This window comes from Pseudoalteromonas sp. PS5, from assembly GCF_004103255.1.
GTDB lineage: Bacteria > Pseudomonadota > Gammaproteobacteria > Enterobacterales > Alteromonadaceae > Pseudoalteromonas > Pseudoalteromonas peptidolytica.
In genome coordinates this window covers 60,146-72,225 of the sequence record NZ_RCSQ01000087.1, presented here as the reverse complement: position 1 = coordinate 72,225, position 12,080 = coordinate 60,146, and the positions used below count along the sequence as shown (strand labels likewise).

Annotated in this window: 9 protein-coding genes; all 9 read left to right on the top strand. The window is 41.7% G+C overall.

Features of this window, described 5'->3' with window-relative positions:
• Window positions 1-174: 174 nt before the first annotated feature.
• Window positions 175-2,064 carry a methyl-accepting chemotaxis protein gene (locus tag D9603_RS12430; protein ID WP_128731556.1) on the top strand — a complete coding sequence of 630 codons (1,890 nt, stop codon included), beginning with the start codon at window positions 175-177 and terminating at the stop codon, window positions 2,062-2,064.
• 250 nt (window positions 2,065-2,314) lie between these two features.
• A complete protein-coding gene (locus D9603_RS12425) occupies window positions 2,315-3,064 on the top strand; it encodes a DUF3450 domain-containing protein (RefSeq protein ID WP_125252894.1) in 750 nt (249 codons plus the stop codon).
• A 14-nt stretch (window positions 3,065-3,078) separates the two neighbouring features.
• The gene (locus D9603_RS12420) at window positions 3,079-4,446 is read left to right on the top strand and encodes a MotA/TolQ/ExbB proton channel family protein (protein WP_128731555.1); all 1,368 of its coding nucleotides are present in this window, start codon (window positions 3,079-3,081) and stop codon (window positions 4,444-4,446) included.
• Between the two features lie 2 nt (window positions 4,447-4,448).
• The gene (locus D9603_RS12415) at window positions 4,449-4,976 is read left to right on the top strand and encodes a MotA/TolQ/ExbB proton channel family protein (RefSeq protein WP_125252896.1); all 528 of its coding nucleotides are present in this window, start codon (window positions 4,449-4,451) and stop codon (window positions 4,974-4,976) included.
• Window positions 4,977-4,998: 22 nt separating this feature from the next.
• A complete protein-coding gene (locus tag D9603_RS12410) occupies window positions 4,999-5,409 on the top strand; it encodes a biopolymer transporter ExbD (RefSeq protein ID WP_010378708.1) in 411 nt (136 codons plus the stop codon).
• 9 nt (window positions 5,410-5,418) lie between these two features.
• The gene (locus tag D9603_RS12405; protein WP_125252897.1) at window positions 5,419-6,024 is read left to right on the top strand and encodes an energy transducer TonB; all 606 of its coding nucleotides are present in this window, start codon (window positions 5,419-5,421) and stop codon (window positions 6,022-6,024) included.
• 21 nt (window positions 6,025-6,045) lie between these two features.
• On the top strand, window positions 6,046-7,356 hold the full coding sequence (locus D9603_RS12400; RefSeq protein WP_128731554.1) for a hypothetical protein: 1,311 nt from the start codon (window positions 6,046-6,048) through the stop codon (window positions 7,354-7,356).
• 191 nt (window positions 7,357-7,547) lie between these two features.
• Window positions 7,548-9,206, top strand: coding sequence for a hypothetical protein (locus D9603_RS12395; RefSeq protein WP_128731553.1), 1,659 nt, complete (start codon window positions 7,548-7,550; stop codon window positions 9,204-9,206).
• Between the two features lie 77 nt (window positions 9,207-9,283).
• Window positions 9,284-11,971: a TonB-dependent receptor gene (locus D9603_RS12390; protein ID WP_128731552.1), complete on the top strand. Its 2,688-nt coding sequence runs from the start codon at window positions 9,284-9,286 to the stop codon at window positions 11,969-11,971.
• Window positions 11,972-12,080: the final 109 nt, after the last annotated feature.

Genomic DNA, 12,080 nt, shown 5'->3' with positions numbered 1-12,080 from the left:
TTTGCTATTTAGTTGTTCTAAATGAGAAATTTTTAACGCTGTTAGCGTCAGATTTACTCCTTCAAATTGAGCAAGTATTAAGTCAAATTGGTATAACTTTCCAATACCATAATAAACAACTAATTAGCTGCGCATACGCCTAATTACTAAAAGAACAAGTTCAACAGGATCATCATGTTTAAAGCGCTAAAGTTCACCACCAAAGTAACCGTAGCAGCCTCTCTTGTACTCGTAATTGTACTTGGCTTGTTTACTATCAACAATTTTTTGGCCATGCGAGATCAAACGCAAACTCGACTCACTCTGGTTTTGCAAGAGATCTCCAGTTCTGTTTCGCAGAATATCGCTAATTGGCTCAATAACAGGCTTGAAATCGTGGTGTCCATCGCCCAAGGGCATAAAGCTGATGACTCAATAGAACAAATAAGAAGAAGATTAAAAACTGCTGATGTCGCTGGGAACTTTAAAAACGTGTTTATCGGAACACCTGATGGTACGTTTGTGTTGGACGATCCAAGCATTCAACTTCCCGCTGATTTTGATGCCACCAGCCGCCCTTGGTATAAGCTCGCAGAACAAAAACAAGACACCGCTTTTACTGCCCCGTATGTTGATGTAACAACAAATGAATTTACGATTTCAGCCGTGGTACCGGTTAAATTTCAAGGCCGCTTTGCTGGAGTCGCTGGCGGTGACATTGACATGTCAACTATCACAAAAATTATCAATGAAATTGACTTTTTAGGATTTGGCTACGGCTTTCTACTTGATAAAAGCGGAAAGATACTTAGTCACCCCAATGCCGAGCTGAATGACAAGCCGATGTCCGACTTGTTCGGCCAGAATTTACCGCTGAGTAGGGAGTTTACGGAGCTTGAAATAGACGGTACAGAAAAGATAGTGTCATTTGTAAAGATGAATGGCATTAAAAACGTTGACTGGTACCTTGGTGTTGTTATCAACAAAGAAATTGCTTATTCATCAGTGTCATCTTTTAGAAATATGGCAGCTATCTATATGCTACTTGGTGTAATTGCTATTGTTGTGATGCTGCAACTATTGCTCAAGTACCTTATGCGCCCTATGTATAACCTAAACGCTGCCATCAAAGATATCGCTCAAGGTGAAGGCGACCTTACCCGCAGGTTGGTGATAGAAAATCAAGATGAGTTTGGCGAGCTATCTGATTATTTCAACCAATTTATCGATAAGATCCATGCTTCAATCACACAAGTTAAAAATACGACTGTGACACTTGAGAATGTAGTAAATAGTCTGGTAGCACAAACACAAGACACGTTATCTATGTATACTGATCAATCTAAACGAACTGACAGTGTTGCTACAGCAATAAACCAGCTTTCTTCAAGCGCACAAGAGATCTCAAGCAGCGCCACTCACGCATCTGAGCTTGCGAGTAATGCCAACAAGCTCTCCGTTGAAAGCCAACATTCGCTTACTGAAAATATCGAAGAAATAGCCGCACTGACGCAAAAAATGTCACAAGCCCAAGAAACCTTAGATGGGTTAGACAAGCTATCAGGTAGCATAGGTCAAGTACTAGAAGTCATAAAAGGCGTAAGTGAGCAAACGAATTTACTTGCTCTTAATGCTGCTATTGAAGCTGCTAGGGCTGGAGAGGCAGGGCGTGGTTTTGCTGTAGTTGCTGATGAAGTAAGACAATTAGCGCAGCGTACCCAAGAATCAACACAAGAAATTGAAAGCACCATCGCGCAGTTACAACAGGGCTCATCATCCGCAGTTGCAGTAATGAAAGCAAGCCTCGAAGACTCCGCTCGAAGTGCCGAAAGGGCGAACGCTTCTGGTACGAAAATGCAAGAAGTAAGCAACTCGATTGATGCTATTGATGGTGTCAATCATGCGGTTGCTAGCGCGACCAATGAACAAAATACCGTGATCCAATCACTTGATAGTGATATTCATCACATAAGCGACTTAAGTATTCAAGGTAGTAACAACCTCACCGCAACACTCGACGAGTGTAAATCATTGAAAGCACAGTTTGATGAATTAGAACAAATGGTGCTCAAATTTAAGGTTTAAACAAGTTTACCCTAAGATGAAAAGCCGCTTAACATAAGCGGCTTTTTTTATGATGTTTTTATTACAAACATAGCTATAAACATTCCATTAACAACACAAAGAATACAAAAATCAGTAACTTACATCTAAAGCGTCGAAATCATGACAGCTGTAATAATTATGTATTAGTTGCGCAACATGGTTGTCATTTTCACTATTTAGACTGCCCCCAGTTTTTAAGTAACTAGCAATAATTTATAAGGTGTATGCGATGAAGTGCGTTAACCACTTGCTTATAGCAGGTATGCTAGCGACGGCCTCTGCCGGCGCAACAGAATTAGACCAAGCCATGAATAAAAGCATGGCAATTAATGGATCCGCATTAAAGTCACAGGAAAAGATCGATAATATTGCAGATGACATGCAATCTCGACTGCAAAAATTTAAAACTCTGAACAAAGAGATTGATGGTTTATCTGTTTATAACGCTCAGTTAGAAAAACAAATAACAAACCAACTTGAAGAAATGTCAGCGATTAATACGTCGATGGATCAAGTTTCGGTGATTGAGCGCCAGATCACGCCATTAATGATGCGCATGATCACAGGCTTGCAACAGTTCGTCGAATTAGACGTACCATTCCTTCCCAAAGAGCGTGCTGAACGTATCACTCAACTTAATAACCTGATGGATCGTGCAGATATTTCATCTAGTGAAAAGTTTCGTCGCGTATTAGAAGCTTATCAAGTTGAAGTCGATTACGGCCGAACAATCGAAGCATATACCGCACTATTAGACGTGAATGGACAGGAGCGTGAGGTAGAGTTTCTGAGAATTGGTCGACTTGAACTACTTTACGTCACTAAAGATGGTAGCCAAGCGGGTTTCTGGAACAAAGACAGCCAAGCTTTTGAAACACTTCCAGATACCAACATTAGCCAAATTAATAAAGGCATTCGCATCGCACGCAAACAATTAGCACCAGACATGCTAACGCTTCCAGTTCAAGCTGCTGAGTAATAGGTGAGGCTATCATGAAATTCCTACAACAATTCACTAAACACGCTATTTTCGCAACAACACTTGCGTTGACCGCATCTGCGCATGCTGAGCAGGCATTAGATTTGGATTCACTGCTAAAAACCTTAGAGCAGGGTCAAACGGCACAAACAGCGCAAAACAAGCAACGTGAAGCTGACTTCAAAGCACAGCAAAACAACCAGATCCAAATGTTGAACACATTGACTGCAGAGCGCAACCAAGCGCTCGCAAAATCAGAGCGTCTAGAAACTAATTTTGAAGAAAACGAGATTAAACTGGCGAATTTAAGTGACACCCTTAGTAAGCGTATGGGAACGCTAAAAGAGCTATTTGGTGTACTTCAGCAAGTTGCTGGTGATAGTTCGAACAAGTTCGCAACATCTGTGGTATCAGCGGAAATTAAAGGTCGTGATGACTACATGACTGAGCTTGCTAAAAAAATGGGTTCAACGTCGCGCCTTGCATCAATCGAAGACATAGAAAAAGTCTGGTTTGAAATGCAACGAGAAATGACTGAACAAGGTAAAGTATCGCGCTTTAATACCGAAGTGATTGTAGCCGGTGGTGCAAAACAGAATAAAGAAGTACTTCGTGTTGGTGCGTTTAACTTAATCGCTGACGGGAAATACCTAACTTACAACAATGATACACAAACCATTTCAGAACTGACTCGTCAGCCAGCGTCTCGTTTCACCTCAACAGCGGGTGAATTACAAGATGCGAAGACCGGTTCTGTCGATTTTGCCCTTGACCCAACAGGCGGTTCAATTCTCGGTCTACTAGTACAAGCGCCAAATACCGAAGAACAAGTACACCAAGGTGGCGCGGTAGGTTACGTTATTTTAGGTGTTGGTTTGTTAGCACTTCTTATTGCAATTGAACGTTTTATATCCCTAATGTTAATGGGCTCAAAAATCAATCGTCAACTTAAAGATAGCGTTGCCCGTGACGACAACCCGTTAGGACGCGTGATGAAAGTAAAAGAACAATACCCAGATGTTGCTTATGACACGCTAGAGCTAAAGCTTAGCGAAGCAATCCTTCGTGAAATGCCAAAGATCACACGTAACCTGACATTAATCAAAATTATTTCCGTCGTCGCGCCGCTACTTGGTCTACTAGGTACAGTGACAGGTATGATTAACACCTTCCAAGCAATTACCCTGTTTGGCACGGGCGACCCTAAACTCATGGCTGGTGGTATTTCTCAGGCACTCGTGACCACCGTACTTGGTCTGGTTGTCGCTATCCCAACGGTATTCCTTTATACCTTATTAAACACTCGTTCTCGTAACTTGCTGCTTATTCTGCAAGAGCAAAGTGCAGGGATCATTGCTGAGCGTAGTGAGAAAGGAGCGTAATCGTGGTTGTATTGCTTGATGCAATTAACGCTTTACGTGAATTCCTTGACACGGGTGGCCAGGTTCTCCTGGTCATCGGCTTCGTAACCTTCGCTATGTGGCTACTTATTCTAGAACGCTTTATGTTTGTGTTCGGAAAATACAGAAGCTACAAAAACGACGTCCTACAAGCTTGGAACTCTCGCGATGAGCGTAACAGTTGGAACGCAGAGCAGATAAGGCAGGCCACTATCTCTCGCGTAGGGATCAAACTCAATGCCAACTTACCTTACATTAATGTCATGGTTGCGCTTTGTCCGTTATTAGGACTTCTTGGTACGGTAACCGGCATGATTGAAGTGTTTGATGTGATGGCAATTACAGGCTCAGGGAGCGCGCGCTCGATGGCATCTGGGGTATCAAAAGCGACTATCCCAACAATGGCGGGCATGGTTGGCGCACTTTCAGGTGTATTTGCATCCACCTATTTACAACGTAAAGCCAAACGTGAAGTTGAATTGTTAGAAGACAAACTGCTACTAGACCATTAGTTGGCAGTGTGAGGAAAGAATTATGAGAGCACCACTTGCAAAAGTATTCCAAGAAGAAGAAGCAGAAGAAATCAACATGACACCTATGCTGGACGTTGTATTTATCATGCTTATCTTCTTCATTGTTACAGCTTCTTTCGTCAAAGAAGCGGGTATTGATGTTAACCGCCCAGAAGCGGCTACCGCAGTGAAAAAGCAAAGAGCCAATATCCTAGTTGCAATTTCAGATACTGGTGAAATTTGGATTAACAAACGCCAAGTAGATATCCGCGCAGTTCAAGCAAACATTGAGCGTCTTAAAGCGGAAAATCCACAGGGTAGCGTGGTTATTCAAGCTGATAAAAAGGCAACTACTGACACGCTAATTAAAGTAATGGATGCATCACGCGCAGCTGGCGCATTTGATGTTTCAATTGCGGCACAGGAGTCATAGGAATATACCATGCGTTACTTAATTGCTTTAGTAATTGCGGGCATAGTTACCTTCTTTCTCTTCTTGGGTATGCAAGCGCTTATCCAAGGAGGGGAAGGCGCAATGACCGATCCTGTAAAAGGACAAGTGTTAGACTTTGTTCGCCTTAAAAAAGAAGAAACTGTCGAGAAGAAAGAGCGCAAACCACAAAAGCCGCCAACGCCAAAAGAGCCTCCACCGCCAATGGAAGCACCACAAACACAGAGTAACAATCTGGATACCAACGCAGGAAGCTTTGACTTTACTGCTAACGTCGATGCTGACGTAGATTTGGCAGGTGGTTTGGCGCTTGAGTCCAGTGATGGTGAATATCTGCCAATCGTGAAAGTTGCGCCGGTATATCCAAGACGTGCGTTATCACGCGGAATTGAGGGGTATGTGATTGTTGAGTTCATTGTAACTAAACAAGGCACTGTGAGAAACCCTGTTGTAGTAAGCGCTGAACCGGAATCAATCTTCGACCAAGCAGCGCTTGATGCGGCATTGAAATTTAAATACAAACCTCGCGTAGTTAACGGTGAACCGGTTGAAGTTGCGGGTGTTCAAAATAAGATTTCATTTCAAATTAATGGCTAACCGTCATTAAGGATTGCGATTATGAAAATGTTTAAAAAAATTACTTTATTAAGTGCATTATTTAGCACAGGGTTAATAATGCCAAGTCTCATTTCAGTCTTACCAAATGTTAATTTGGCAACGGCTTATGCAGACTCAGAAACGAAAACCAAGCGAGTGCCTGCATTACGCGAAAAAGTGTATAGCCAACTAGCTCGTGCGCAAAAACTCGCAGACGACGGTCAAGTAACTGAAGGCTTAGCAGCTCTTGATTCAGTCAAAGAGCGTGCATCCAGTATGAATAGTTATGAAGTTGCTATGATGCACAACTTTTATGGTTTTATTTACTACAACGAAAATCAGCTTGATAAAGCGATTGAGTCATTCCAAGCAGTCATTAAGCAAGAAGCTATTCCTGAGTCATTACGCCTTTCGACCACATTTAGTTTGGCTCAATTGGCAATGGCCAACAATGACTTCAATCTGACTCTAAGGTTTCTTGACGAGTGGAGCGCAGCAACACCTCAAGCCCCTAAAAGCAACTTTTATATTTTAAAAGCACAAGCGCAATATCAGCTAAAAATGTATAATGATGCAATTAAAAATATTAACTCGGCTATTAATATTGTTGAGTCAGAAGGTGATTTACCAAAAGAGAACTGGCTAGTTTTACAACGTGCTATTTATTATTCACTTGGACAGTCTAAAAACGTTGTTAAGGTGCTAGAAAAAATGGTTAACCTTTATGACAAACCTCAATATTGGATCCAATTGGGTGGAATGTATGGGGAAGTAGGTGCAGATAAAAAACAGCTAGCTACATTTGAAACTGCAAAGCAACGAGGTTTCATTAAATCAAAATCTGACTATATGCAGCTTGCACAGGTATATTTAATGAACTCACTGCCTTATAAAGCCGCTGAAATATTAGATCAAGGAATAAAAGCAAAGGTTGTTGATGATAATGCCAAAAATCTTACCTTTATCGCCGAAGCATTCGTACAAGCTAGGGAAGATAAAAAATCGCTTCCATATTTTATTGCTGCCACTGAGAAAGTTGAACATGGCAATTTAGATCAACGGCTTGCTGAGATCTATCTGAACCTTGAAAAATACGAAGAAGCGGCTGATTACGCACGTATTGCACTAAATAAGGGCGAGCTAAACTTTGAATCAAATGCTTACGTTGCACTTGGTATGGCACAATTTAATCTGCAAAATTTTGACGCATCCATATTAGCATTTGAACAAGCTGAAAAGCATAAGAAATCGGCAAATCTGGCCAAACAATGGATTAAATATGTTAAAAGAGAAAAAGTTAATGCCGAGACATTAAAACAAGCATTGTTATGATATTTTTATAATCGCAACACCAAAGCCGCCTTCGGGCGGTTTTTTTTATTTATAAAGTTCCATTTTTATTTATGAAGATTTAATTACAACCACTTGGTGTAATCTTCATGTAATAAAACACCATTAATTTAGTCACATCATTTAAAAACAGTAAAAAATAATTTTTTAAAGTCTACTACTTGGAGTTAGCAATGGAACTAAAAAACCTCTTCAGAGTCTCTGCAATCGTCGCTGCTATGGCATTAACTGGTTGTGGTGGTGACATCGAAGTTACGCCTACGGTAAACGATAACAGCGTTAATAATTCAAATAACACCAGCAACAATGGCGGCGAAACACCTCCTCCGGTAGCAGAAAACCCATGTACAACACGTACTGTGGGCAGTACTGAAGTTCAAGGTCAATTCCAAGCACCTCACTGTGTATACGGTACCGACTTCGCATCTAAATCGTTAGAAATAGAATCTGATATTTCATTTGCAAAACTTGAAAATGGTGGTGCACATGTATTTAAAGGTGCACTACTAATTGGTAAAGATTGTAATACCGCAACAAGCTGTACTATTTCAGAAACTGGCCCAACACTTGAAATAAAGCCGGGCGCGGTAATGGCATTCACATCAGGTGAATCTGTCGTGCGTATTGCTCGTGGTGCAAAAATTAACGCCGTTGGCACAGCAGCGGATCCTATTCGCTTTACTTCAGCCGCTGAATTTGAAGCGTTTGACCTGGCAGGAATTGGTCCACAGTTCGCTGACTGGGGTGGGATCATGGTAAATGGTTTTGGTATTACTAACGAATGTACAGATGCAGAGCGCAACGCTAATTTATGTAACGCTGACTCTGAAGGTGTAACCAGCTACTACGGTGGTAACAATAATGCAGATAGTAGTGGTCAAATCAAATATGCCCACATTTGGTATGCAGGTTCAGGCCCTCGTGATGGTGGCCCTGGAGACGACTTGAACTCGCTAACGCTAAACGCTGTAGGCTCAGGTTCTAGCTTTGAATTTTTGCATATCCACCAAGGCTTTGACGATGGTATCGAATTCTTCGGTGGTGCAGCGAGCATCAAAAATATCGTCGTAACTGATACGCAAGACGACGCGGTAGACGTAGACGCTGGTTGGCAAGGTAAAGGTCAGTTTATCTTAGTGAAGCACGGTACTATCGAAACTAAACGTGATGTTACTTATGCTGATGACGACGGTAATCCAGTACTTCTACCAGCTGGTACGGTAGGTTTCATGGGTAACAACGGCTTTGAAACTGACGGTGAGAAGGCATCAGGTGCCGATTATAGCCAGGCACCAGCCTCAACACTAAACTTTGCAAATGTCACTGTAATTACTACAGATGGTAACTCTATTCGAGATGATGACGAGTCTCAAGGCATGAAGTTTGACGACGCTATCCGTGGCATGTATTACAACGCACTAATTGTTAAAGCAGAAGCATCGAACGGAACTGAATGTTTAGAGTTTAAAGATGGTGACGCAGCAGCAAATGCTGAAGCTGATACGCTAAATTATGACAGTTCAGTACTTGCTTGTGCAGCAAACTTCAAAAACGGCTCCGATCCACTTCCTGCAGGTGAAGGTAAGGAAGATTGGTTTGTAAATGGTGGTGTAAACCAAATTCTTAATGGTGCGCAAGATGTGTTGGCTGCTGATGGTTTCTCAACAAATTCGAGTTCAACAGCAATCACCGTTGATGCGAATAACCTAAGTGGATTAAATGACGCTTTCTTCACCACAGTTGATTACATCGGTGCAGTCTCAGATACAGACACTTCATCTGAATGGTATCAATGGGCTAAGAAAGCAATTGAGGCTTCAAACGCAGACTAATTATCAGTAATGACCTTAGTTATTACAATTAAGGCGCAGTCATTGCGCCTTTTTTATGATTTTTGGCAGGATTGCATATGGATACTCAAATGAAATTTAAAAAAGTTGCTTTAGCCATAAGTGCGGCAGTTACTGTTGCAACTTCTCTACCCAGTGTGGCGGAAGAAGAACAGGCAATTGAAGAAGTGGTTGCTGTAGGTACTCGTTTGCAAGGCAGCGCTGCAGCAGTAATCGAAGAGCGTAAAAACCAGGCGTTCGTTGCAGATATTTTAGGTGCAGAACAGCTTTCTCGCACCGGCGACAGTGATGCGGCATCAGCACTTCGTCGTGTAACAGGTCTGACACTCGTTGACGGCAAATTTATTTATGTTCGTGGTCTAGGCGAGCGTTATTCTAGTGCACGATTAAATGGTGCCGCTGTACCAAGCCCGGATCTAACTAGAAACGTTATTCCGTTGGATATATTTCCCGCTAGCATTATTGAAAGCCTAGCGGTGCAAAAAGCGTATTCACCTTCAATGCCAGCTGCATTTGGTGGCGGTAACATAGATATTCGTACCAAGTCGGTTCCGTCGGAGTTCACAGCTGGAATAGAATTGGGAATTGGACAAAATATTAATTCCGATAAGGGCTACACCTTTAGTGGAACCGCTGAGGGAATACCACAAGTACTGCAAGATGCTGTAGTAAGGTATCGTGGTAACTTTGACATCGGAGAAGTCGTAGACAAAAATGGCTTTAAGGATCAAGATGGACTCACTCGCGCAGACCAAGCAATAGACATCATAAAAGGCTTTGTTACGTCTCTTCCTCGCGATATTGAAGTGAAAAATGAGTCACTTGATCCCAACTTTGATGTAAAAGCAAACATTGGTAATAGCTTCCAAGAAGATTGGTTTGGTGGCACCGTAGGCTTTATGCTAGCCGGCTCTTACGATAATGACTGGAATTATAGCGACCGAACTACAGGTGTAATTGACGATAGTCTATCCGAAAACTGTACTTCAAAACTTGAAACCGCAGAAGATACTACAAACTCTTGTTATGTCACCCTCAAGGCGTCTGAAGTGACGACTGAGACTGAGCGTATGAATGGTGTACTTAATCTGGGTTATCGCCTCGATCAGCATAACATTTCATATTCTAAGATATATTTAGAAGATAATGAGCGTGAATCTGACCTCTCGGTTTTACAAAGCCCAAATGGTAGTACTGTAAGAACCATTGCAGGGACTGGTGCAGCGCAGCGCTCACACCAGTTTAATTACGAAGAACGCACGTTAGACATTGATCAAGTGGTTGGCCAACACACCTTCTTGGACTACTGGGGACTAGGTGTAGACTGGCAATACACCGAATCAAAAGCACAGACAGATATTCCAACAGATATCGATTTTAAATTTATCGATAACTACAACGATGATGGAAGCTATAAAAATTCTATTGTAACTGGTGATGATAACCGCGTAACTTACGCGTTTACTGACATGGAAGACAATGTCAAATCGTACAGCGGAAACGTAACTTTACCATTAACCTTTGACGGTATAGAGATAATCCTTAAAGGTGGATATGACTTTATGGATCGTGCTCGTGTTTATAACACCAGCAATTTCGTTGTAAATAACAAAAGCGGGATTTCTATTCCGGTTAATTTTGACAGCTCAGAAATTAACTCGATTACTAGCTATCTAGATGACGAGTTTATAGACAACAACACCTTCTTATTAACGTTTAACGAACCTCAAGCACCTGCTGCTGATGATTATATTGCAGCTCAAAAAATAGATGCAGGTTACGGCGAATTTGATATTTTCTTTGATAACACTTGGCGGATCAGTGGTGGTATTCGTTATGAAGACTTTAAACAGGTGTCACTTGCGACATCAAGTTTAATCTTCGATAGAGTCACCATGGAAACCATTTACGACGAAGAGCGTATTCTGGCAGGAACAGTAAACGAAGATAATTTCTTTAATGCTTTATCACTTACTTACCTGTCGGATGGTAACTATCAGATACGTTTTGGTTATGGTGAGACTACCGTTCGTCCTGATTTACGTGAGCTTGTACCTGTTGCTTACTATGATCCATTAACTGACATCCGTACTTTTGGTGTTGCGGGTCTTAAAAGTAGTGATTTAGAGAACTATGATGCCCGTTTTGAATATTATATGGATAATGGCGACAACTTCTCTGTGGCGGCATTCTATAAAGATATTACCGCACCAATCGAGACCATCCTACGCGTCGGTGATGAAGATTACACCGCCACCTTCGTAAACGGTGAGGAAGGCGAAGTATATGGAATCGAAGCGGAGTGGCTATATGACTTATCAGGTGTCGCCAGTGGCTTTTTCACTTCAGGTAACATCACTTTAAGTGACTCAGAAGTATCCATCGATCCGGCGCGAGCAGGAAACTTGACCAACCCAACCAAACGTATGACTGGGCACTCAGAGTACGTAGTCAATATGCAGCTAAACTATGACTCTGCAGATGGCCAGCATAGTGGTTCATTGGTATACAATGTGTTTGGCGAGCGTATTTTGGCTTCAGGTATTGGTGGTCGTGATGATGCGTATGAGCAACCATTCCATTCACTAGACCTTGTTTACACTTGGTATCCCGACTTTAACTCAAAGGTTAAGTTTAAGGTGAAAAACCTATTGAACGAAGACCAAGAAGTTACTCAGTCTGATATTGTCGTTCGACAAAAAGACGTTGGAACTTCAATTAGCTTGAGCTATAGCTACGAATTCTAGAAGAAAACTAAACTTACCAATCTAGCCAAGGTTTTTCCTTGGCTTTTTTGATCTTTATCAAGATTTCTAAATTTTTTCTATTCTTCATCGTTATTTCATAGACTTGATT

Coding starts and splice junctions, on each gene's coding strand:
- D9603_RS12430 (WP_128731556.1), top strand. CDS start 175: ATGTTTAAAGCGCTAAAGTTCACCACCAAAGTAACCGTAGCAGCCTCT.
- D9603_RS12425 (WP_125252894.1), top strand. CDS start 2,315: ATGAAGTGCGTTAACCACTTGCTTATAGCAGGTATGCTAGCGACGGCC.
- D9603_RS12420 (WP_128731555.1), top strand. CDS start 3,079: ATGAAATTCCTACAACAATTCACTAAACACGCTATTTTCGCAACAACA.
- D9603_RS12410 (WP_010378708.1), top strand. CDS start 4,999: ATGAGAGCACCACTTGCAAAAGTATTCCAAGAAGAAGAAGCAGAAGAA.
- D9603_RS12405 (WP_125252897.1), top strand. CDS start 5,419: ATGCGTTACTTAATTGCTTTAGTAATTGCGGGCATAGTTACCTTCTTT.
- D9603_RS12400 (WP_128731554.1), top strand. CDS start 6,046: ATGAAAATGTTTAAAAAAATTACTTTATTAAGTGCATTATTTAGCACA.
- D9603_RS12395 (WP_128731553.1), top strand. CDS start 7,548: ATGGAACTAAAAAACCTCTTCAGAGTCTCTGCAATCGTCGCTGCTATG.
- D9603_RS12390 (WP_128731552.1), top strand. CDS start 9,284: ATGGATACTCAAATGAAATTTAAAAAAGTTGCTTTAGCCATAAGTGCG.